The organism is Oikeobacillus pervagus (assembly GCF_030813365.1).
Taxonomy (GTDB): Bacteria; Bacillota; Bacilli; order Bacillales; family DSM-23947; genus Oikeobacillus; species Oikeobacillus pervagus.
Genome location: NZ_JAUSUC010000002.1, coordinates 107435 through 131575, shown reverse-complemented (window position 1 = coordinate 131575; position 24141 = coordinate 107435). Strand labels below are relative to the sequence as shown.

Genomic DNA, 24141 nt, shown 5'->3' with positions numbered 1-24141 from the left:
AAGCTTCAACCCATCAAACTATCAGGTATATTAGATAAGGCTTACCTTGTTCTGTAAAGGGTTAAGCTCCTAGTGTTTTATGAATGAGGTGGCAATCGTGCAAAGATATTTTCTAAATCAACCCCCAACAGATGGTGATCTTTATAAAATTGAAGGAGAAGATTTTCACCATCTGACAAGAGTCATGAGAATGAAAAAAGGTGATTCTGTCTATATTGTTTTTTCCGATGGACAAGTCGGAATAGCTGAGATACAAGATATTTCCAATGAACAGGCTACCGTAACTATCGTACAATGGATCAATGAGAGCTCCGAGCTCCCTATACATGTGACAATTGCGAGCGGACTGCCGAAAGGGGATAAATTGGAGCTTGTTATACAAAAAGGCACAGAATTAGGTGCAAGTCGATTTATCCCTTTTATCGCAGATCGCTCCGTCGTAAAATGGGATAAAAAGAAAGAAAAAAAGAAGGTAGAACGTTGGGGGAAAATTGCGAAGGAAGCCGCAGAACAATGTCATCGGAGTCAAATTCCGATAATTGAACCCCCAATGGATTTACAAAGATTCATTCAAATAAGTGAACATTATCAATATAAATTATTTGCTTATGAGGAAGAAGCAAAGCAAGGCGAAAGTGAACAATTTTATACGACTTTAAGTAAAATCAAAAAGAAAGAAAGTTTACTTATTGTTTTTGGTCCTGAGGGAGGGTTTTCTGATCGGGAAGCAGAGATCTTGAAAGATTGCGGATTTTTACCTGTTGGATTAGGACCAAGAATTTTGCGCACAGAAACAGCGCCTTTATATGCCTTGTCAGCGATTTCCTACCACTTAGAACTTATGAGGTGATGATGATGCCAAATGTGGCATTCCAAACACTAGGATGTAAAGTCAACCATTATGAAACTGAAGCCATCTGGCAATTATTTAAAGACAAAGGTTATGAACGTGTCGAGTTTGATTCCACATCTGATGTATATGTGATCAATACTTGTACAGTAACGAACACAGGAGATAAAAAAAGTCGCCAAGTGATTCGTCGTGCTGTTCGCAAAAATCCGGATGCCGTTATTTGTGTGACCGGTTGTTATGCCCAAACATCCCCAGCTGAAATTATGGCGATACCTGGGGTGGATGTTGTCGTTGGAACACAAGACCGTGCGAAAATGCTTGATTATATTGAGCAGTATAAAAAAGAACGTGAACCGATTAACGGTGTTAAAAATATTATGAAAAACCGTGTATATGAGGAATTGGATGTCCCTGCTTTTACTGACCGAACACGTGCATCTTTAAAAATTCAAGAGGGATGTAATAATTTCTGTACATTTTGTATTATTCCGTGGGCTCGGGGATTAATGCGTTCTCGCGATCCTAAAGAAGTAGTGCGACAGGCACAACAATTAGTAGATGCAGGCTATAAAGAGATTGTCCTTACAGGAATTCATACAGGTGGTTACGGGTCCGACATGAAGGACTATAATCTAGCGATGTTGTTGAAGGATTTAGAAGCAGAGGTGAGGGGACTTAAACGCATCCGCATTTCCTCGATCGAAGCAAGTCAATTAACAGATGAGGTCATTCAAGTGATCGATCAGTCGAACATCGTCGTGCGACATCTTCATATTCCATTGCAATCAGGATCCAACTCGGTGTTAAAACGAATGCGCCGTAAATACACAATGGAGTTTTTTGGCGACAGACTTACGAAACTTCGCCAAGCTCTTCCTGGACTAGCCGTCACTTCAGATGTCATTGTTGGTTTTCCAGGTGAGACAGAAGAGGAGTTCATGGAAACGTATCGTTTTGTTAAAGAACATCATTTTTCTGAACTGCATGTGTTCCCATATTCAAAACGAACGGGGACCCCTGCTGCTCGAATGGAAGATCAAGTGGATGAAGAAGTGAAGAATGAACGTGTCCATCGTCTTATTGAACTGTCAAACCAATTGGCGAAGGAGTATGCTTCTCAATTTGAAAATGAAGTATTAGAAGTCATTCCTGAAGAAAAATATAAAGCAGATCCTGATAGTGGACTTTATGAAGGATATACAGATAATTATTTGAAGGTTGTCTTTCCTGCAACAGAAGAAATGGTCGGGAAAATTGTAAAAATCAAAATTACTAAAGCGGGATATCCATACAATGAAGGTCAATTCGTCCGAGTTGTCGATGATGTTCCAGCAGAAAAAACAGCTGCAATAAACTAAAAGGAAAAAGAGTGCTTTCGTTCCATGGTAACGTGATTGGTTATCAATGGAATGGGCACTTTTTCGTTTTAGTCAAATATTTTTCGTAGATTGTCTTTATTTCCTATGGATTTTAGAAAAAGGGATTATTTTGCAGAAGCGACCTCTTAATTCCAAGGATCGTGGAGTAAGATCATGCAAAAAATAGCTTCGATGATCGTTTCTCGATATTCATTTGAGACCGTGGTACAATTAAGAGGTACGTACAACCTACTGGAAGGAGTTTAAACATGTCTGAAACAATTGCGAAGATGATTGATCATACATTATTAAAACCTGAAGTGACAAAGGAACAAATTAGAAAATTATGTGAAGAGGCAAAAAACTATAGATTTGCTTCTGTTTGTGTAAACCCTACGTGGGTATCATATGCAAGTGAACTTCTGGAGAATTCTGATGTAAAAGTGTGTACAGTCATTGGATTTCCACTTGGAGCGACTACACCGGAGACAAAAGCATTTGAAACGACAAATGCAATTGAAAATGGGGCAACAGAAGTGGATATGGTGCTCAATATTGGAGCCTTAAAAAGCCAGAATGATTGCTTAGTTGAAAAAGATATTAAGGCTGTTACAGCTGCTGCAAAAGGGAAGGCATTGACGAAGGTTATCATAGAAACTTCACTTCTTACAGATGAAGAGAAGGTAAAAGCTTGTGAACTAGCTGTTAAATGTGGAGCGGATTATGTGAAAACATCTACCGGTTTTTCGACTGGTGGAGCAACGGTAGAAGATGTACAACTAATGCGTCAAACTGTAGGCCCAGAAATTGGGGTAAAAGCATCAGGTGGAGTAAGAAGTGTTCAGGATGCAAAAGCGATGATTACAGCAGGAGCAACTAGAATTGGTGCAAGCTCTGGAGTCGCCATTATCGAGGGCTATACAAGTGAAAGCGATTATTAAGAAAAAACACCTGTTTAACGAACAATCAGTGGGAATGAACAACCCCCACTGATTGTTTTCACTCTATTTAATTTGTAAAAGTGGAGGGGGGATGTGACTTTCCGTGGATTTTTAGGATGAATTTGGCAAACAGATTAGCAAAAGGCAAGACACCGACAGAACATAATACATTGAAAACAACACTTGCATGAGCTAATTGTGTTTGCGGTGAAGATGTCAAAGAAATAGCTAGATTGGAAAGTTTAGGGATAAAAGGTAGAAAGGTCATCACTCCAAGTACATTGAGCCATATATGAGCATAGGCGGTTAATTTTGCTTCGTTTCCTGCTCCAATCGTGGCTAAATAAGCTGTAATACAAGTGCCGATATTAGCCCCTAACATAATGGCAATCCCCGTATCTAATGTGATCACCCCAGAAGCTAAAAAGCCCATGGCAATCCCAGTCATGGCTGTACTTGATTGAATAATCGCGGTGATGATCACGCCAAATAAAACAGCAGATAAAACATGATGATCGACCAATTGTAGCACATTGGAGATCGAGGCAATCTTCTGCATTGGCTTTGTCAGCCATTCAAATGCATTCATGCTTGAGAACACAAGGGCAATCCCAATAAATATATAGGATAAACTATTGAACATTGGATGTCTAAGGAACAATAGAATGATACCCAAAATAAACAGTGGGATAATGAAAATATCGATGTTAAATGTAATCAGTTCTAGAGTGAAAGTAGTGCCAATATTTGTTCCTAGAATGATTCCAATCGTTTGAGGAAATGTTAACACTTTCGCTGACACTAGTCCTACTGTTAGGACCATGACGGCAGAACTGCTTTGCAGTATGCCGGTAATGCCAGTCCCAACAAGAAGTCCTCTAAATGGAGTGCTTGTAAGACGGGAGATCCATGTTTTTATTTTATGACTGGATAGATTAAATAACCCTACCCTTAACCAGGTCATTCCAAGAATAAAACATCCGATAAAAAATAAAAATAAAAAAATATAAAGCATGTCCTCACCTCCATAACAATGTATGAAGAAAATATGTGTGAAATACCATGCATGAACATAAAAATTCAGACCATTTAATCTGTGAATTTTTGTCATAATATAGGGTGAATAGACAGAATATAATAAAGATATAAAAGAAAGATTTGTTGACCTATAGACACGCTTATATTATAATTGCAAAGTACATGGAATTTCCATAACGGAACATGTAATCGTAATGTGTTCGGAGGGAGGGAAAGAGAAATGTCAAAAACAGTAGTTCGCAAAAATGAATCGCTAGATGATGCTCTTCGTCGCTTTAAACGTACAGTATCGAAAACTGGTACATTACAAGAGTATAGAAAACGCGAATTTTATGAAAAGCCAAGCGTAAGACGTAAGAAGAAGTCTGAAGCGGCTAGAAAACGTAAATGGTAAGAGAGGGTGTTTGCGACAATATGAGTCTTCTCGAACGTTTGAACAATGATATGAAACAAGCGATGAAGAATAAAGAAAAAGATCGACTCTCTGTCATTCGTATGATAAAAGCTTCATTGCAAAATGAAGCCATTAAGCTTGGAAAACAAGAATTAACGGCTGATGAAGAGTTAACAATCCTTTCTCGTGAAGTGAAACAAAGAAGAGACTCCCTCCATGAATTTGAAAACGCAGGTCGACAAGATCTCGTTGAAAAAATTGAAACTGAACTTACTTACGTCAACATATATATGCCTGAGCAACTTTCTGAAGAGGAAATTGAAGAAATTGTAAAAGAAACCGTTTCTGAAGTAAATGCTACTTCAAAAGCTGATATGGGTAAAGTGATGGGCACGCTCATGCCGAAAGTGAAAGGCAAAGCAGATGGTGCTCTTGTAAATAAGCTAGTTCAGAAATATTTATCTTAAAATGAGAGATGGTTTTTTACCATCTCTCATTTTTCATGATAAGGTAATCAAAATTCTGTTTTTTATCCAGCCTTTAAAAAAATTTGAAACTTTCCACATCAATAGACGTAAATAGGAATATAGATCTCAGTTGGAAAGGGGTGGTTTCAATTCGGTGGAAATCAATTGTCTTTTCATTATTGTCAATCTTCATTATGGTTGTATTGATTCCACATACACCACAGGCTTCAAATGATCAAGTATATGTCGTTCCCCTTCATAATGAAGTTGAAAAAGGTCTTTATGCTTTCTTAAAACGTGCACTAGAAGAGGCAAAGGAAAATAAAGCGAAGCTAGTCGTTTTGGATGTCCATACTCCTGGAGGACTTGTAGATGCTGCAACTGAAATAGGAAAATTATTAGATAATTCTGGGATTCGAACGGTTGCCTTTGTCAATGACCGTGCCCTATCTGCTGGCGCTTTTATTTCCTTACACACTGATGCCATTTATATGGTCCCTAATGGACAGATTGGAGCTGCAGCTATTATTGATCAGGAAGGAAATATGGCGGATAAGAAAGCCCAAAGCTACTGGAAAGCGGCAATGAAGAGTGCTGCTGAGACAAATGGTTTAGACCCAATTTATGCGATGGCCATGGCGGACCCTGACATTAATTTACCCAAATATGATGCTGGAAAAGGGAAACTTCTTACTTTAACATCAAAACAAGCTGAAGAAGTAGAATACTCAAAGGGGACGACATCCAATCTTCAAGAAGTTTTAACAGCTGAAGGTTTAGCAAATAGTGAAATTATCAAAGTTGAAGAAAGCTTTGCTGAGAAAATTGCACGCTTCATTACGAATCCAGTTGTTGTCCCTATTTTACTTTCGATTGCAAGTCTTGGTCTAATCGTTGAACTGTATTCCCCTGGTTTTGGCATTGCGGGATCGATGGGTTTATTATCATTAGTTTTATTTTTTTATGGCCATTTAGTAGCAGGTCTTGCGGGTTATGAATCCATTTTATTATTTATATTAGGAATTATACTAATCGTAGTAGAATTTTTTGTCCCAGGTGGGATTGTTGGGATATTAGGAGCAGTATCCATTATTTCAAGTATTGTCATCGCTGGGGAAAGTGTAAAATGGATGGGGATTTCGCTTCTGATTGCTTTTGGGATTGCAAGTTTAGCAATGATTATTATGGTAAAGGTGCTTGGAAAAAGGATGAAATTTTTCAAAAAAATCATTTTAACCGATTCAACTACGACTGAAAAAGGATATGTATCCAATATAAACCGTGGGGATTTACTTGGAAAAATCGCTGTAACTATTACCCCCTTAAGACCTTCAGGAACGGTTTTAGCCAATGACGAGCGGATTGATGCTGTTTCTGAAGGAGGTTATATTGAGAAGGATAGACAAGTGAAAATAATTAAAGTGGTAGGTTCGCGCATTGTTGTGCGAGAAATAGATCAATAGAGGAGGAGAAAAATGATTACTGCAGAAATGATTTTATTATTAGTTATCATTGCCGCTGTCATTATTGTATTAGCAGTATTCTTCACATTTGTACCTGTCATGCTGTGGATTTCCGCTCTTGCTGCAGGGGTAAAAGTGAGTATATTTACACTAGTAGGAATGAGGTTAAGACGAGTTATTCCTAGTAGAGTCATCAATCCATTAATTAAAGCTTCTAAAGCTGGAATTAATGTTACTACAAATCAACTTGAAAGCCATTATTTAGCTGGTGGGAATGTAGATCGTGTTGTCAATGCATTAATCGCAGCTCAACGTGCAAATATTGCCTTAACATTTGAAAGATGTGCAGCTATTGATTTGGCTGGACGTGACGTGTTAGAAGCTGTGCAAATGAGTGTAAATCCAAAAGTCATTGAGACTCCATTTATTGCGGGGGTTGCGATGGATGGGATTGAAGTAAAGGCGAAAGCTCGTATTACCGTCCGTGCGAATATTGAGAGATTAGTCGGTGGTGCTGGAGAGGACACAGTTATTGCGCGTGTAGGCGAAGGGATTGTTTCCACAATCGGTTCTTCAGATGATCATAAAAAAGTACTAGAAAACCCTGACTTGATTTCACAAACGGTTTTATCGAAAGGATTAGACGCTGGAACTGCCTTTGAAATCCTATCAATTGATATTGCGGATGTAGATATCGGTAAAAATATCGGGGCTGAACTGCAAACGGAGCAAGCTGAAGCCGATAAGAAAATTGCCCAAGCAAAAGCAGAGGAAAGACGGGCGATGGCGGTTGCAAACGAACAAGAAATGAAAGCGCGTGTACAAGAAATGCGTGCAAAAGTAGTAGAAGCAGAGGCAGAGGTACCTCTTGCAATGGCCGAGGCATTGCGCGACGGGAATATTGGTGTGATGGACTATATGAATATCCGTAATATTGAAGCAGACACTGACATGAGAGGTTCCATTGGAAAAATGTCTTCGGATGATAAAAATGGCCCTGGAAATAACTTAAGAAATTCATAATCCCTTTTTAAGCTCAAACTCACATCCCTATTAGATAAGGGAGGGAAAGAACATGGAATCCATTATTATCGCCATCGTGCTAGGATTAATTGGAACAGTCTTTAATAAAATGAATAAATCAGATGAGGATAAACAACCAAAAAAACCGACCCCAACACCAACGAGAATACCTGATCAGCGTTCGATAGGAAAGTTCGAAAGGGAAAAAGTAGAAGAGAAGAGTTTTACTGAAAATGAGACGGTGTTGAATTCACATTATGAAAAGACAAAACAACAAGTAGAAGAAACGATCCTACAATTAGCGAAGGAAGAAAAGCAATTAGAAAGACAGATTCATCTTCAGAAGCAAAAGGTGAATACTTTTAAGGAAAAAAGACACCCACTCATGGCAAATGAAGATGAATTGGTGAAAGGAATTATTTTATCCGAGATACTGGGCCCCCCTAGGGCGAAGAAAAAACAAATAAGAGACTGAAAATATGATTAAAAAAGTGATGAAACCCATCTTTCACTCATACATATGAGTTGAAAGGGGGTTCTTTTTTTATGGCGAAAAAGTGGGGACAACAAATGAAGCGCTGGATCATGAAATCAATGGATTTACCAGAAGATGTCATGATGGACCTACCTCGTATTACAATGATCGGACAACTTCACATATATATTGAAAACCACAGGGGTTTATTAACATTTTCAGATAAAGAAATAAGACTTTTGTTGGCCCAGGGTCAATTATTGGTGAAAGGGGATTCTTTTGTCATCAAAACGATTTTACCTGAAGAAATATTACTAGAAGGGAAAATTGATCAGGTTCTTTATTTAGATAAGTAAGGGGGCGGTCTTGTGAAAAATCAGTGGGTTACTTTTGTGAAAGGTAAAATTCTGATAAAGGCGGAAGGAAGGGGAGTCGAACGATTTATTAATCAACTGACTCGTTCTCAATTACCCATCTGGGATGTGAAGAAACATGGTTCCGAAGCGATTACTTTTTATATATTCTTAACGGATGTACATAAATTACGTGAGGCAGCAAGATCATTTGACGGGGACATTCGGTTGATGAGAGGCGGGGGGGCCCCGTTTTTATGGAAAAGGCTTTTGAAAAATGCTGGATTTCTAATCGGAAATTTTGCCTTTTTTGCGGTCATCCTTATCCTTTCTAATATGGTATGGGGAATTGAAATTAAAGGGGCAAGTCCTGCAATGGAACATGCGATACGAAAAGAACTTACGAATATGGGAATCAAAAAAGGAGAATTACAATTTTTTGTAGATGATGTAGAAACGATTCAAAGAAAATTATCAGAAAGAGTAGATGGGATTACATGGGTAGGAGTTCAATTAAAAGGGACAACCTTTCACTTTCAAGTCGTAGAGAAAAATCAACCAAAGCAAGAGGGACGAGTGGGACCCCAGAATTTAGTCGCTAAAAAGAAAGCAGTCATTGTAAAACTATTCGTTGAAGAAGGACAGGCGCTAGTCAAAAAAAATCAGTACGTAACGAAAGGACAAATATTAGTATCCGGACTAATTGGAAATGAGGAGGAAGAAAAGCAGATAGCGGCAAAAGGGATCGTCATGGGGGAAACATGGTATAAATCAACAGTGGAGATTCCGTTACAATCGAAATTTGAAGTATACAATGGAAATGAACTACGGAAACAATCCCTTGTATTAGGTGGGGTGAAGATCCCGATTTGGGGGGGTAAAAAAATAAAGTTTGCAAATTATAAAATAGAAGAAGACAAAAAAGATGTGAAGTTTTTGAAATGGAAGCTTCCTATTCAATATGTTAAAACAACTGTTCGGGAAAATGAAGAAATCACCCGAAAATACTCGAAGGAAGAAGCATATGAAGTAGCAAAAAATCTCGCGCGGAAAGACTTAAATAAAAAAATTGCTAAAGATGCCAAAATTACTGGGGAAAAAATTTTGCACGAGCAGATAGAGAATGGTAAAGTAAGATTAACAATATATTTCCAAGTGGTTGAAAATATTGCAGTTGGACATCCAATCATTCAAGGAGATAAAAAAGATGACAGAAAAGACAAAAGCACTTGATTTACAGCTTGATAACCCAAACGAAGCAGTATTGCTTCTAGGAAATTCAGATCATAATATAAAAGTAATAGAAGAGGAAATACCGGTTACAATCGTGACGAGAGGGGAGAGAATTCTCGTTACAGGCCCTGAAAGCGAAATGAAGTTAGCGAAAGAAATTTTAAAACAATTGATAACGGTCATTCGTAAGGGAATACAAATTAGTCAAAGAGACGTTGTAAATGCCGTTCAAATGGCAAAACAAGGAACGATTGAATATTTCCATGAATTATATGAAAAGGAAATAACCAAAAATGCAAAAGGCAAATCAATCCGAGTTAAAACAATTGGTCAGCAGAATTATATAACAGCTATACGGAAAAATGACCTTGTTTTTGGAATTGGACCTGCAGGGACAGGGAAAACGTATTTAGCTGTTGTTATGGCTGTGAACGCATTGAAAAAAGGTGAAGTTAAAAGAATTATTCTCACTCGACCGGCCGTCGAAGCAGGAGAAAGTTTAGGTTTTTTACCAGGTGACTTGAAGGAAAAAGTCGACCCTTATTTACGACCGTTATACGATGCACTTCATGATGTATTAGGATCTGAGCATACACAGCGGCTAATTGAACGAGGAACAATCGAAATTGCCCCGCTCGCTTATATGAGAGGGAGAACATTAGATGATGCTTTCGTTATATTAGATGAAGCACAAAATACGACAAAAGCCCAAATGAAGATGTTTTTAACCCGTTTAGGTTTCGGTTCAAAAATGGTGATTACAGGAGACCGGACTCAAATCGATCTGCCTAAAGGGGTACAATCTGGTTTAGTTTCTGCAGAACATGCATTAAAAAATGTCCTTGGAACCGCCTTTATCTATTTAGAGCAATCTGATGTCGTTCGTCATCCATTAGTTGCCCGAATTATAAATGCATATGAACAACTTGATCAATAAAGCAATTTTACATGGTTAGGACAAAATTCCTTTACCCAAGCTTTTTTGAACCTGGGTGGAGTCCATTCACTTTATGATTCAATAAGTTCAACTAACATTTAGTGGAGAATGGCCGAACCTACTGAATGTTAATTGAACTTTATTTTTTTTAGGTTTGTTCATTTTTGCGATATAATGATGAATGATATAAAAAGTGATTTTGAGCATAGTGAGAAAATACCTATCCGCTGATAGGGGGCTAAATGATGAAAATACAATCCTATATAACCCAAATTCGAGCTATTTTCAGCTACAGAGTTTTTACTATTAGCATCTTTGTCTTGTTGGCCTTCGTAATTTTTGGGATTCTTTTTTCAAATGTGAAACCGCAGACATATGATATTGAACTATTTTCCATATCTGACAAGACGATACGCTCTCCTAAAACCGTGCAAGACGAAATAAAGACAGAAGAGGAAAGGCAAAAAGCTGCAGATGAGGTAGAGCCTGTCTTTGTTTATAAAAAAGATATTGTTCAAAATCGCGTATCGCTTATTACATCGATCTTTGACTTTGTAGAGGAGGTTCATAAAGAAACGGAAGATTTTAACGAGGATGAAAAAGCAAAATTAGCTAGCTTAAAGAAAAAGTTAACAGAAAATGTAACGGAAGATGTTACAAAATCGATGAGTGATCAAACATTAACGGCCCTTTTACAGGCAGATACAAAAGAGTTAGCACATGTGAAAAAAATTGTGATCGAGCAAGTGGGCTTTTTTCTTCAAAATCGTATTCGCGATGACTCCATTGATACATTTAAAAATCAGATTGAAGAAACAATTGAAAACTATTCTTTCAATCCTACATTAAAAGTGGCTGCTGTTGATATTGCTAGATATGCGATTGTTCCAACTGAAATATATAATGAACAATTGACAGATGAGCGGAAAGAATTAGCGATGGATAATGTTGAACCTATTAGAATTCTACAAGGGCAAGTCGTTGTCCAAGAGGGACATCTAATTGACCGAGAAACATATAGACAACTGGAACTGTTAGGCTTACTTGAAAGTAACACGACATTTAAACCACTTATCGGTCTCGGTTTGTTTGTCATCGTCTTGATTTCCCTTTTATACTACTATTTTCATACCCTTTCCGTTTCAGAAGAAAAGAAACAAACCTATTTAATTTTAATTAGCTCGATTTTTATCCTATCTTTAATTCTAATGAAGATCGTAGAGATTATAGAACAACCAGATGCGATTCTTTTAAGCTATATTTTTCCTGCAGCTATGGCCCCGATGTTAATCAGTATTATGTTAAATGAACGGATTGCTATGGTCATGACAATTTTACTCGCTTCATGTGGGAGCATTGTATTTCACGACGGAATTACTGGGTCTGTCAATATGGAAATGGCCCTCTACATATTATTAAGTGGCCTTTCAAGTGTGTTATTTTTAGCTAATCAACAAAGGTCAAGCATCTTGAAGGCAGGACTTTATGTTTCGATCATTAATGTATTCGTCATTTTGTTTTTGAAATTACTTGGGAGCGGTCAATATACAAATGTAGAATATATTTACTATACTAGTTTCGCTTTTATTTCAGGTATTTCATCATCCGTTTTCACGATTGGGCTTTTGCCATTTTTTGAAGCGGGATTTGGAATTTTATCAACGATGAAGCTTATTGAGTTATCAAATCCCAATCATCCACTTTTAAAAAAATTATTAGTTGAAACACCTGGAACTTATCATCATAGTGTCATGGTAGCCAATCTTGCAGAATCTGCGTGCGAAGCAATTGGCGCTAACGGATTGCTTGCTCGTGTAGGATGTTATTATCATGATATTGGAAAGACAAAAAGGCCACAGTTTTTTATCGAAAACCAAATGAACATAGACAATCCTCATGATTGTCTATTACCTGAAATAAGCAAAAGAATTATTATTGATCATGTTTCAGATGGGGTAAAAATGCTCCAAAAATATAAACTTCCAAAGGAAATTATCGAAATAGCTCGGCAACATCATGGAACGACTTTGGTGAAATATTTTTACTTAAAGGCAAAGGAAAAAGATGAAGAGGTTGTGGAGGAAGACTTCCGTTATTCTGGACCTAAACCCCAGACGAGAGAGATTGCGGTCATTAGTATCGCAGATAGCGTAGAGGCCGCTGTTCGCTCCATGAAAAAACCAACACCAGAGCAAATTCGGAATTTAGTTCATCGAATTGTTCAGGATCGCCTTCAAGATGGTCAATTTAATGAATGTGATATTTCCTTGAAAGAGTTAGAAATCATCAAAGAAACTTTATGTGAATCATTAAATGGGATCTTTCATTCAAGAATTGAATATCCCGAATTAAAAGATGGTTCAATTACAATGAAATAGTTTACTGGAGGAGTCCAAATGAGTTTAATCATTGACTTAGTAGATGAGACAAATAGGCTAGATAAGGAAGCCTTTCAATTGGTTGAAAGTATTTTACAATTTGCTTCAACTAAAGAAGGGATAGAGCAAGATAGTGAAGTATCGGTCACCTTTGTTGATAATGATCGAATACAGGAAATTAACCGAGAGTATCGTGATAAAGACCAACCAACAGATGTTATTTCTTTTGCATTAGAAGAAATGGCGGAAGATGAAATCGAGATTTCGGGAGTGGATATGCCAAGAATATTAGGGGATATTATTATTTCCGTACCGAAAGCGAAACAACAGGCTGAAGAATATGGACATTCCTTTCAGCGGGAATTAGGATTCCTTGCATTACATGGTTTCTTACATCTATTAGGTTATGACCATATGGTAGAGGAAGATGAGAAACAGATGTTCGGAAGACAAAAGGAAATATTGAAACAGTATGGACTTGAAAGATAAACGTACATTTAGCCTTCAACGTTTAAAAAGATCATTTTCTTATGCCTTAAATGGAATAAAGTTAGCAATGGGTGAACCTAATTTTCGCATTCATCTAATTGCTTCACTTTGGGTTATTTTATTCGGTTTTATTTTTTCTTTAACAAGAGTTGAATGGGGGATCATCCTCCTGTTGATTTTTGGCATGTTTACCCTTGAAATGATGAACACAGCGATTGAGCGAACAGTAGATATGGTGACAAAGGAATTTCATCCATTAGCGAAAATGGCCAAAGATATTGCCGCAGGGGCCGTTTTATTGTTTGCCATTCTTTCTGTCATATTAGGAATGCTCATTTTTATTCCAAAAGTCATGATGTATTTCTAAAGAGGAAAAGGGCTGTTCTAAATTAGTTTTGGGACAACCCTTATTTCCTCTTTCACAATCTTTTTTTACGAAGAACCTGCCATTTCCAAAATAAACGGATTTAAAATCGGTCATTTTTTTTGGTAGGTTGTCCTTCATGCGGGTAGAAAATATTTTTTTGTCCATTTGAATTCAAAGGTTTTGTTCGTTAAAATAAGTATATAGCTTCTAACCAATAAAAGCTAAAGGTCGAGTGGGGAGCATGACATTTTAATAATGAATGGATAAAAAATGATACAGCTCTAAATGAATAGGCGAAATATTTGATTTTTCTGAAAATTTATCAATAATACCTTACAAAATGAGGATTTTCGTGTAAAATTAATATAAAGGAGCTCGAGGGAGATGGATCATCAACAACTGGTAGAACAAGCAAAGTTGGCAAGGGAACGGGCTTATGCACCTTATTCAAAATTTCCGGTTGGAGCCGCGCTTTTAACAAGAGAGGGAAAAGTTTATCTTGGTTGCAATATTGAAAATGCGGCATACAGCATGTGTAATTGTGCAGAGAGAACGGCGCTATTTAAAGCGCTTTCAGAAGGGGATCGGAAATTTACAGCGTTGGCCGTCATTGCAGATACAGATCGCCCAGTTCCGCCTTGTGGTGCATGCCGACAAGTGATTTCTGAGCTATGCCCGAATGAAATGAAAGTGGTTCTATCCAACCTTAAAGGAGAAATAAAAATAGTAACAGTTGAAGATTTATTGCCTGGAGCTTTTTCACCGGAGGATTTAAATGAATAACACAACAATTGAAGAAAAATATAAATCAGGATTTATATCCATTATTGGAAGACCGAATGTAGGAAAATCTACATTTCTAAATCAAGTAATCGGACAAAAAATCGCCATTATGAGTGATAAACCGCAAACAACAAGAAATAAAGTACAGGGAGTCTATACAACAAATCAATCACAACTCATTTTTATTGACACACCTGGTATTCATAAGCCGAAGCATAAGCTTGGTGATTTTATGATGAAAGTGGCCATGAACACATTAAAAGAAGTTGACCTTGTGTTATTTATGGTCAACGTAACAGAGGGATATGGTCGGGGCGATGAGTTTATTATCGAAAAATTAAAGGGGATTAAAACTCCTGTGTTTTTAGTTTTAAATAAAATTGACGCCATTCACCCGGATCAATTATTACCGATGATAGAACAATATAAAAATCTTTATGATTTTAAAGAGATCATTCCTATCTCTGCTTTAGAAGGGAATAATATCGATCAGTTGCTTAAGGAAATCACTGAATATATGCCTGAAGGCCCCCAATATTATCCAGCAGATCAAGTAACCGATCATCCAGAACGATTTATCATTTCTGAATTAATTCGAGAGAAAGCTTTGCATTTAACAAAGGAGGAGGTTCCACATTCACTTGCCGTCACGATTGATAAAATCGACCATCGAAACAATCAAGACCTCGTTCATGTCATGGCGACAATCATTGTGGAACGTGACTCTCAAAAAGGCATTGTGATCGGCAAACAAGGAAGAATGCTGAAAGAAATCGGTAAGAGGGCACGGGTTGATATTGAGAATTTATTAGGAACGAAAATATTCCTCGAGCTTTGGGTGAAAGTGCAGAAGGACTGGCGTAATAAGGCGATTCATTTGCGAGATTTTGGATTTAAGGAAGATGAATACTAATCTTAATTTAGTAAATTTTTCTCCTAATAATCTGTTTTGCAAGTGGTGATGATAATGACTAACGAGGGAGTTGCTAGGTTCAAACTTAGAAAGGTGGGAATTTACTTATGTTAGATTTTACCTGGAGAGTATTTTCAGAAACAGGATGCATCGACACTTATTTATTATTTAAAGAGTTGGAGAAAGAACAGCAAAGTGACCCATTAGCTACAGATGATGAACTAGCAGAAGCAGACTTCCCATTAACTTAACCCATCACCCGAGAGAACGAAAGAAGGGTGGCCTTCATTTCATGTTTCAAAAATGTGAAGGGATTGTTATACGTACGACAAACTATGGAGAATCCAATAAAATAACAACGATTTTCTCAAGAGAATTTGGGAAAATTGGATTGATGGCAAGAGGCGCTAAGAAACCAAATAGTCGCCTCTCTGCCATTACTCAACTCTTTACCCATGGTCAATTCTTATTTCAAAAAACAAGCGGATTAGGAACTTTACAGCAAGGTGAAATGACGACAACGATGCGAAATATTAAAGAGGATTTAATTAGAACATCGTATGCGTCTTATATAGTCGAACTTTTAGATAAGGGAGTCGAGGATAGAAAGCCGAATCCCTATCTATTTGAACTTTTATTACAAACGCTTCAGTACATTCATGAGGGCTACGATAATGAAATTGTAACCAATATTTTCGAAATGAAAATGTTACAAGTTATTGGGATCAGTCCGGAATTAAATCAATGCGTTCATTGTGGAGAACGGGAAGGAAGGTTTGCCTTTTCCATTCGCGAAAATGGTTTCCTTTGTCACCGTTGTTTTGAGGTCGATCCTTATTTACTCCCCATTTCACAAGCTACCGCAAAACTATTACGACTTTTTTATTATTTTGATTTAAACCGTCTGGGAGATATTCATGTGAAAGAACAAACAAAAAAAGAAATAAGAACGGTTATTTCTATGTATTACGATGAATATTCTGGGCTATATTTGAAATCAAGACGATTTCTCGAACAAATGGAGAGAATGAAAGATTTCTTACATAATCCTTCGAAAGATTGACAAATGAAAGAATTTAGATTAAATTTTTTACATGAATAATATTTATGCTGCAAAGATGGAAAAAAGTACTTAATTTCTACTATAAAAGCGAACCTAGGATAGTGAGAGCTAGGGATAGAGGATTGAGGAAAAGGCAAACCGGAGCAGATTTTTTAAAGAAAGTGGCCGTCAATTAGAACGGCAAATAGGGTGGAACCGCGGGTAAACTCTCGTCCCTATGCATGATGCATAAGGACGGGGGTTTTTTGTTTTTTTTTAATTTATTATGAATGAAAAGGTGGGGGTATGATGAATATCCAACAAATGATTCTTACGTTACAAAAACATTGGTCTGATCAAGGATGTATCTTAATGCAAAGCTATGATGTCGAAAAAGGTGCTGGTACCATGAGCCCATACACTTTTTTACGAGCAATTGGACCTGAACCTTGGAATGTAGCCTATGTAGAGCCGAGTCGTCGACCAGCAGATGGCCGTTATGGCGAAAATCCAAACCGGTTATATCAACATCATCAGTTTCAAGTGATTATGAAACCTTCTCCAGACCATATTCAAGAGCTTTATTTAGATTCTTTACGTGCTCTAGGGATTGACCCGCTTGAACACGATATTCGATTTGTAGAAGATAACTGGGAAAATCCATCTTTGGGATGTGCTGGTCTTGGTTGGGAAGTATGGCTAGATGGAATGGAAATTACACAATTTACCTATTTCCAACAAGTGGGTGGATTAGAATGTAAACCAGTATCAGTGGAAATTACTTATGGAATTGAGCGATTAGCTTCTTATATTCAAGATAAAGAAAATGTATTTGATTTAGAATGGACAGAAGGATTTACAGTACGCGATATTTTTTATCAACCAGAATATGAACATTCAAAATATACATTCGAAACATCTGATCCAGTTATGTTATTTAACCTGTTTACAATTTATGAAAAAGAAGCAATGCGCCAAATGGAAGAGGGACTTGTACATCCTGCTTATGACTATGTATTAAAATGTTCTCACGTATTTAATGTGCTGGATGCTAGAGGATCCATTTCTGTAACTGAAAGAACAGCCTATATTGGACGCATGAGAAATTTAGCAAGAAGAATTGCTAAAACATTTTATGAGGAAAGAGAAAAATTAGGTTTTCCAATTTTAAAGGCGGAGGAGGAATCAAGTCATGAGTAAACAAGATTTATTATTGGAAATTGGTTTAGAGGAATTGCCAGCACGGTTTGTAACTGAATCGATGAAGCAACTTGGTCGAAAAATCGAGTCATTTTTATCAGATTTAAAAATTCCTTACGGAGAAGTCACTTTATACTCAACTCCCCGCCGACTAGCAGTTCTTATTCAAGATGTGGCTGAAGCGCAAGAAGACATCCATGAAGAGGTAAAAGGACCTGCGAAAAAGGTTGCTCTTAACGAGAAAGGTGAATGGTCCAAGGCGGCCATTGGGTTTACTAAAGGAAAAGGCATGACGACTGAGGATATTTATTTTAAAGAATTAAAAGGTGTTGAATATGCCTTCGTAAATAAGTTTGTAAAAGGACAAAAAACCATTGATCTCCTGCCACAGTTGAAAGAGATCATTACGGGAATGACTTTTGGAAAAAACATGCGTTGGGCAAATAATAACTTGAAATTTGTTCGCCCAATTAAATGGTTAGTCGCATTGTTCGGAGGAAAGATTATTCCATTCTCCATCACCAATGTTCATACAGACCGAATCAGTTTTGGACATCGTTTTTTGGGAGAGAAAGTAGAGATTACATCTCCAACCGAATATGAATCTATTTTAAAAGCGCAATATGTCATTGTAAATTCAGAAGAACGAAAACAAATGATCGTTAAGCAACTTCATGACCTCGAGGAAAAAAATCAGTGGGCCATTCCGATTGATGAAGATTTACTTGAAGAAGTGAATAACTTAGTTGAGTATCCTACCGCTTTATCTGGTCATTTTAATAAACAGTTTTTAGAGCTTCCAGAAGAAGTATTAATCACGTCCATGAAAGAACATCAACGTTATTTTCCGGTAAAAAATAAGGAAAATCGTCTATTAGCGAACTTTGTGACCGTACGAAATGGCAATGATTATAAAATTGAAACGGTTGCAAGGGGAAATGAAAAAGTCTTAAGTGCAAGACTTGCAGATGCTGATTTCTTCTTTAAGGAAGATCAGGAAACATCTATCGAATCATCATTAAATAAACTTTCTTCCATCGTTTATCATGAGAAGATCGGTACTCTTTCAGAAAAGGTGAATAGAATTCGCCGGATCGCTAGCGAGCTCGGGAAATTATTACATGTGGATTCATCTGTTCAACAAAAAATTGATCGTGCAGCAGAACTATCTAAATTCGATCTTGTCACACATATGGTGTATGAATTTCCAGAATTGCAGGGGGTTATGGGCGAAAAATACGCCTTACAAAAAGGGGAGGATGTAGAAGTTGCAAAGGCTATTAATGAGCATTACCAACCTCGTTCAGCTGATGACGTCACTCCATCCACAACAATTGGTGCAGTTGTCAGCATCGCGGATAAATTGGATACTATTTGCTCATGTTTTGCGATTGATATCATCCCAACAGGTTCCCAAGACCCTTATGCATTAAGAAGACAATCAACAGGAATTGTTCAAACCATGCTTGATCAAAAATGGGAATTAACAGTTGAAGATATTTTAAAGGTTGCGATTACGATTGTGGCAGAAGATCAAATCGGATCAAAATCAAATGTGGAATTACTTCAAGAACTTGTTTCATTCTTTAAACTTCGTGTAAAACATATTCTTCAAGAAAAAGATGTGCGCTATGATATGATCGATGCTGTTTTGGATGGAGAGATTGGATCCGTTCCGTCTGTATTGGAGAAATCGACCGTGTTGATGAATCGGAAAGATAAAGCCCATTTTAAAGAAACGATTGAAGCTTTAAGCCGGGTCATTAATATTTCCAAAAAAGCAAATGTGGAAACGGTGAACCCAGATCTATTTGAAAATGAATATGAACATGAATTATACCGTGAATATCAACAAGTAGAAGAAAAATGGAATACTTCTGAAAATGCGGAAGTACAATTTGAATTATTAGAGTCATTGAAGCCAGCTATTAATCAATATTTTGACCATACTATGGTAATGGCTGACAATGAATCATTGAAAAATAACCGCTTAGCTTTCATGTTGAAACTTTCAAAATTGGTTCAAGCATTTGCTAATATGAATGCCATTATCGTTAAATAAAGGATATCATTCAGTCATCGAAGTTTCATTTCCCCCCACCTCATAGATCGGAACAGGTGGGGGATTGATGTGTATGACCGCTAGGATGAATAGGATTAGACTCTTCCTCACTACATTAAAACCAGTTAAACATGAACACTTATTTGCCTAGGTGGAATGAGTTGATCATGACTCCTATTTTGAAAGGGAATTGAAAATAAGAGTCTTTCCTTTTCATTTACCCGAAATAGTATATAATATTTAATATAAAGTATAACACTTTTAATTTAATGTTCGTTAGGCGGTGAGGACAATAGAACTGAATAAACGTCAGGAACAAATATTGGAAATTGTCAAAGAAAACGGGCCGATTACAGGTGAACATATAGCAGACCGGTTGAATTTAACACGTGCTACATTACGTCCCGATTTAGCGATTTTGACGATGGCGGGCTTTCTAGATGCAAGACCTAGGGTTGGATACTTCTACACTGGGAAAACAGGAACGCAATTATTAACAGAAAACTTAATGAAAATTTATGTAAAAGAATATCAATCTATTCCTGTTGTTGTGCATGAGAATGTATCTGTTTATGATGCCATTTGTACGATGTTTTTAGAAGATGTAGGGACACTTTTTGTCATTGATGATCAATCCTTTCTCGTTGGGGTGTTATCCCGTAAAGACTTGCTTCGTGCAAGTATTGGAAAACAGGAGTTAAATTCTTTGCCTGTTAATATTATTATGACAAGAATGCCTAATATCGCTATGTGTGAAAAGGAAGACTTGCTCATCGATGTCGCAAAAAATTTAATTGAAAAACAAATTGATTCGGTTCCAGTTGTGAAGAAAAAAGAAGGCGGATTCGAAGTAATTGGGCGTATTACGAAAACAAATATCGCCAAGGCATTCGTTTCGTTAGCTGATGATATGTAAGGAAAAGTTAGACGAGGATGGTGATGATGATTAATGAATGATCCAATCATTTATGTTGTTTCTGATTCAGTTGGAGAAACAGCGGAACTAGTGACGAAAGCAGCTGTAAGCCAATTTAATGGATCTAAAGCAATCATTAAACGTTTCCCATATGTAGAGGATTTTTCGAATATTGATGAGGTCATTTCTTTGGCGAAATATGATCTTGGAATTATTGTTTATACATTGGTAAAGCCAGAAATGCGGAGATATTTATCTCAAAAAGCGAAGAATGAGAATATCCCCATTTTCGATATAATTGGTCCTCTCATGGATCAGCTTGAGTCCATTTATCAACATAAGCCATTATTAGAACCTGGCTTAGTGAGAAAGTTGGATGAAGAATATTTCAAAAAAGTAGAAGCAATTGAATTTGCTGTAAAATACGATGATGGAAGAGATCCGAGGGGCATCATGAAAGCTGATATTGTTTTGGTTGGTGTATCTCGGACATCTAAAACACCGTTATCACAATACTTAGCACATAAGCGCCTTAAAGTAGCTAATGTTCCTTTAGTACCTGAAGTAGATCCTCCTGAGGAATTATTCCAGGTACCTGCACATAAATGTTTCGGTCTTAAAATAAGCTCTGAAAAATTGAATAGTATTCGGCGTGAAAGATTGATTTCCCTAGGTTTAAATGACCAAGCTAGCTATGCTAATATTAATCGCATTAATGAAGAAATACGGTATTTTGAGGAAATAACGAAAAAAATCGGTTGTGAAGTCATTGATGTGACGAATAAGGCTGTAGAAGAAACAGCAAATATTATTATAAATAAAATTCAAAATCGAAAAGGCACATAATCGACTGATTGTGTGCTTTTTAAATCGAATGGCCATCATAATGAACGTATCTGAGGAAATAAATGAAAGATTAAAATTGTCGAGTAAAACGATAGCCAAATAGGAAAAAGTATACTATAATAAAAAATTGTGATAAAAATATGCATAAATAGGTTTAGACTAGCAGGGAAAGGAATAAACTATTTATTGTGATATGTCAAGTGTAAAATAACTAAAAAAATTCGACACGAGCAAAAAATGATTTTTCGACGAAACTTCTGATAATAAAGAAGGATTATCTATAATCGTGTAGAATTATTATTTTAGAGAGCTTGAGGACTTGAGAAAAATGAAGATTTTTGTCGATGCTGATTCCTGTCCAGTAAAAGAAGAAATTATTTCCGTTGCAAGTGAATACAATAGTAAGGTGATCTTTGTTGCATCTACTAGTCATCAAGTAAAGAGGGAAATTGGAGGAGTATGGAAATATGTAGATCCAGATGATCAAGCAGCTGATTTATATATTTTCAACCATTTAAGAAAGGGTGATCTTTTGGTTACCCAAGATATTGGATTAGCAAGTTTAGCCCTTTCAAAAGGTGGTTACTCTCTGTCACCGCGGGGCATTATTTTTAATGAAAGCCGTATGGATGAAGCCCTACATTTTCGATATTTATCAGCCAAGGCAAGAAGGGCAGGGGTCCATACAAAAGGCCCCAAGGTATTTACAGAAGTAGACAGACGAAATTTTATTCACGCGTTACGAGAAATGATAGCTGGTGATGTAAATTGACAGGGAAAATACCAGAGGAAGTCATTCATCAAATTCGTGAATCCAATGACATTACGGATGTGATTAGTGACTATGTTCAATTAAAAAAACAAGGAAGAAACTATTTTGGCCTTTGTCCATTTCATGGAGAGAGTACACCCTCATTCTCCGTATCCCCAGAAAAACAAATCTATCATTGTTTCGGCTGTGGGGCGGGTGGAAATGTCTATTCTTTTCTGATGGATATTGAAAATATTTCTTTCACAGAGGCTACTAGCCGTTTAGCAAAACGCGCTGGAATTCCGCTTCAGTTTCATACAGATGAAACACCCAAAACGTCCATTCCTAATGATTTTGAGAAAATGTTATCGGCTCATGAGCTACTAACTAAATTCTACCATCATTTACTCATAAATACAAAGGAAGGGCAGGAAGCTTTAGAGTATTTATTTACCCGAGGTTTTACAAAGGAGCTAATAGAGAAGTTTGAAATTGGTTGGTCATTACCGCATTGGGATTTTGCAACAAGATTTTTACAAAAACGGGGATTTTCTGCTCAGTTGATGGAAAAAGCCGGTTTATCCATTCGGAGTGAAAAAGATGAGGGATACTTTGATCGCTTCCGAGGAAGGATTATGTTTCCTTTGCATGATTCGAAGGGGAAAGTCGTAGCGTTTTCGGCTAGAAGTTTAAATAATGAACAGCCAAAATATTTAAATAGTCCAGAAACACCACTTTTTAATAAAAGTGAGCTTTTATATAATTTTCATCGGGCAAGACCGCTTGTTCGAAAGGATCAACAATTTATTTTATTAGAAGGATTCGCAGATGTGATTACTGCTGATCAGGCTGGTGTCCACAATGCCATTGCGACAATGGGAACGTCTCTCACTGATCGTCATGTTCAGGCAATTAAAAGAGTGACCGATCAGGTTATTATTTGTTATGATGGGGACTCCGCCGGGATTCAAGCGTCTTTTCGTGCAGCAACACTACTAAGTGAACAAGGGTTGAAATTAAGAATCGCTGCCCTACCTGATAAATTGGATCCAGACGATTATATTAAGCTTAATGGCGCTGAGAAATTCAAAAACGAGATCATCGGGGCAAGCTTAACATTTATGGCGTTCAAAATGCTGTATTATCGGCAAAATAAAAATTTGCAAGATGAAGGAGATAAGCTTCAGTACATCGAAGAGATATTAGTGGAAATTTCGAAGTTGAGAAATGCTGTCGAAAGGGATCACTATTTACGATTGCTTGCAGATGAATTTTCATTATCTTTAGAGGCATTAAAGTTTGAACAAAAGCAAATTTATTTTGCAGAAAAGAAGAGACAGCCTCTACAGTTTCAAACCCCACAGAAAATAGTGTATCCTCGAACAGAAAGCAAACTCTATCCAGCTTTTCATACTGCTGAAAGAAGGCTTATTGCTCATATGTTGAAGGATGGGGATATTGCATATAAGGTTCGTGAATTGTTAAATGGTGAAACATTTAATCTTGATGAGCATCAAGCCATTTTTACTTATTTATTAGGATATTATGAAAAAGGGAATGAAGCGAATTCAAGTGATTTTATAAATGAAATACCTGATGTGAATTTACGACAAGTTGTGACGAACATTGAAATGATGGTCATAAATGACGAAATTTCTGATCAGGAGTTATCTGATTATATAAAAGAAGTGTTAAAACACCAAAAAGTGTTAAAGATAAAAGAAAAAATGAAGGAAGAGAAAGAAGCTGAAAGGCAGAAGGACTATGCAAAGGCAGCAAAAATTGCGATGGAAATTCTGCAAATCCGAAAGACCTTTTAATATGAATATGTTGTGGTAGGAAGTTTTGGAAGGAGGGGA

General features: G+C 36.9%; 25 protein-coding genes. 24 read left to right on the top strand and 1 reads right to left on the bottom strand.

Features of this window, described 5'->3' with window-relative positions; all coding sequences use genetic code 11:
* Positions 1-97 precede the first annotated feature (97 nt).
* The 3 genes from J2S13_RS01605 to deoC all read left to right on the top strand — a co-directional run bounded on the left by J2S13_RS01605 (position 98) and on the right by deoC (position 3152).
* Positions 98-850: a 16S rRNA (uracil(1498)-N(3))-methyltransferase gene (locus J2S13_RS01605; protein ID WP_307255924.1), complete on the top strand. Its 753-nt coding sequence runs from the start codon at positions 98-100 to the stop codon at positions 848-850.
* 5 nt (positions 851-855) lie between these two features.
* Positions 856-2211, top strand: a complete 1356-nt coding sequence (mtaB, locus tag J2S13_RS01600; RefSeq protein WP_307255923.1) for a tRNA (N(6)-L-threonylcarbamoyladenosine(37)-C(2))-methylthiotransferase MtaB — start codon at positions 856-858, stop codon at positions 2209-2211.
* Positions 2212-2480: 269 nt separating this feature from the next.
* Positions 2481-3152 carry a deoxyribose-phosphate aldolase gene (gene deoC / locus J2S13_RS01595; protein ID WP_307255922.1) on the top strand — a complete coding sequence of 224 codons (672 nt, stop codon included), beginning with the start codon at positions 2481-2483 and terminating at the stop codon, positions 3150-3152.
* Between the two features lie 67 nt (positions 3153-3219).
* Here the strand turns inward: deoC and J2S13_RS01590 are convergent, their stop codons facing one another.
* Positions 3220-4167 carry a Na/Pi symporter gene (locus tag J2S13_RS01590; RefSeq protein WP_307255921.1) on the bottom strand — a complete coding sequence of 316 codons (948 nt, stop codon included), beginning with the start codon at positions 4165-4167 and terminating at the stop codon, positions 3220-3222.
* A 243-nt stretch (positions 4168-4410) separates the two neighbouring features.
* Here J2S13_RS01590 and rpsU point away from each other — a divergent pair, with 243 nt between their 5' ends.
* The 21 genes from rpsU (at position 4411) to dnaG (ending at position 24102) form a co-directional block, all read left to right on the top strand.
* On the top strand, positions 4411-4584 hold the full coding sequence (rpsU, locus tag J2S13_RS01585; RefSeq protein ID WP_017552614.1) for a 30S ribosomal protein S21: 174 nt from the start codon (positions 4411-4413) through the stop codon (positions 4582-4584).
* Positions 4585-4604: 20 nt separating this feature from the next.
* Complete coding sequence (locus J2S13_RS01580) at positions 4605-5051, top strand: GatB/YqeY domain-containing protein (protein WP_307255920.1); 447 nt, start codon at positions 4605-4607, stop codon at positions 5049-5051.
* A 149-nt stretch (positions 5052-5200) separates the two neighbouring features.
* On the top strand, positions 5201-6514 hold the full coding sequence (locus J2S13_RS01575) for an NfeD family protein (RefSeq protein WP_307255953.1): 1314 nt from the start codon (positions 5201-5203) through the stop codon (positions 6512-6514).
* Positions 6515-6541: 27 nt separating this feature from the next.
* On the top strand, positions 6542-7537 hold the full coding sequence (gene floA / locus J2S13_RS01570; RefSeq protein ID WP_307255952.1) for a flotillin-like protein FloA: 996 nt from the start codon (positions 6542-6544) through the stop codon (positions 7535-7537).
* A gap of 52 nt (positions 7538-7589) precedes the next feature.
* Positions 7590-8012: a YqfB family membrane protein gene (locus tag J2S13_RS01565; RefSeq protein ID WP_307255919.1), complete on the top strand. Its 423-nt coding sequence runs from the start codon at positions 7590-7592 to the stop codon at positions 8010-8012.
* Between the two features lie 71 nt (positions 8013-8083).
* Positions 8084-8368 (top strand): sporulation protein YqfC, encoded by a 285-nt coding sequence (gene yqfC, locus J2S13_RS01560; RefSeq protein WP_307255918.1) that lies wholly within the window; start codon positions 8084-8086, stop codon positions 8366-8368.
* A 12-nt stretch (positions 8369-8380) separates the two neighbouring features.
* Entirely contained in the window at positions 8381-9598 is a 1218-nt protein-coding gene (yqfD, locus tag J2S13_RS01555; RefSeq protein ID WP_307255917.1) for a sporulation protein YqfD, read from the top strand.
* Positions 9573-10535: a PhoH family protein gene (locus J2S13_RS01550; RefSeq protein ID WP_307255916.1), complete on the top strand. Its 963-nt coding sequence runs from the start codon at positions 9573-9575 to the stop codon at positions 10533-10535. Before yqfD ends, J2S13_RS01550 begins: the two co-directional genes overlap by 26 nt.
* Before the next feature lie 242 nt (positions 10536-10777).
* On the top strand, positions 10778-12913 hold the full coding sequence (locus tag J2S13_RS01545; protein WP_307255915.1) for an HD family phosphohydrolase: 2136 nt from the start codon (positions 10778-10780) through the stop codon (positions 12911-12913).
* Positions 12914-12931: 18 nt separating this feature from the next.
* A complete protein-coding gene (ybeY, locus tag J2S13_RS01540; protein ID WP_307255914.1) occupies positions 12932-13402 on the top strand; it encodes an rRNA maturation RNase YbeY in 471 nt (156 codons plus the stop codon).
* Complete coding sequence (locus tag J2S13_RS01535) at positions 13386-13769, top strand: diacylglycerol kinase family protein (RefSeq protein WP_307255913.1); 384 nt, start codon at positions 13386-13388, stop codon at positions 13767-13769. Before ybeY ends, J2S13_RS01535 begins: the two co-directional genes overlap by 17 nt.
* A gap of 384 nt (positions 13770-14153) precedes the next feature.
* Positions 14154-14552: a cytidine deaminase gene (locus J2S13_RS01530; RefSeq protein WP_307255912.1), complete on the top strand. Its 399-nt coding sequence runs from the start codon at positions 14154-14156 to the stop codon at positions 14550-14552.
* The gene (gene era, locus J2S13_RS01525) at positions 14545-15465 is read left to right on the top strand and encodes a GTPase Era (protein ID WP_307255911.1); all 921 of its coding nucleotides are present in this window, start codon (positions 14545-14547) and stop codon (positions 15463-15465) included. Before J2S13_RS01530 ends, era begins: the two co-directional genes overlap by 8 nt.
* Positions 15466-15572: 107 nt before the next feature.
* Entirely contained in the window at positions 15573-15716 is a 144-nt protein-coding gene (locus tag J2S13_RS01520; protein WP_307255910.1) for a YqzL family protein, read from the top strand.
* 41 nt (positions 15717-15757) lie between these two features.
* Entirely contained in the window at positions 15758-16528 is a 771-nt protein-coding gene (gene recO, locus J2S13_RS01515; protein ID WP_307255909.1) for a DNA repair protein RecO, read from the top strand.
* A gap of 288 nt (positions 16529-16816) precedes the next feature.
* Positions 16817-17707, top strand: a complete 891-nt coding sequence (gene glyQ / locus J2S13_RS01510) for a glycine--tRNA ligase subunit alpha (protein WP_307255907.1) — start codon at positions 16817-16819, stop codon at positions 17705-17707.
* A complete protein-coding gene (gene glyS, locus J2S13_RS01505; protein WP_307255906.1) occupies positions 17700-19769 on the top strand; it encodes a glycine--tRNA ligase subunit beta in 2070 nt (689 codons plus the stop codon). The genes glyQ and glyS overlap by 8 nt, the downstream gene beginning before the upstream one ends.
* 283 nt (positions 19770-20052) lie before the next feature.
* On the top strand, positions 20053-20685 hold the full coding sequence (ccpN, locus tag J2S13_RS01500) for a transcriptional regulator CcpN (protein WP_307255904.1): 633 nt from the start codon (positions 20053-20055) through the stop codon (positions 20683-20685).
* Between the two features lie 33 nt (positions 20686-20718).
* On the top strand, positions 20719-21531 hold the full coding sequence (locus J2S13_RS01495; protein ID WP_307255903.1) for a pyruvate, water dikinase regulatory protein: 813 nt from the start codon (positions 20719-20721) through the stop codon (positions 21529-21531).
* A gap of 328 nt (positions 21532-21859) precedes the next feature.
* A complete protein-coding gene (locus J2S13_RS01490) occupies positions 21860-22303 on the top strand; it encodes a YaiI/YqxD family protein (protein ID WP_307255902.1) in 444 nt (147 codons plus the stop codon).
* Complete coding sequence (gene dnaG, locus J2S13_RS01485; RefSeq protein ID WP_307255901.1) at positions 22300-24102, top strand: DNA primase; 1803 nt, start codon at positions 22300-22302, stop codon at positions 24100-24102. Before J2S13_RS01490 ends, dnaG begins: the two co-directional genes overlap by 4 nt.
* The last annotated feature ends 39 nt before the right edge of the window (positions 24103-24141 follow it).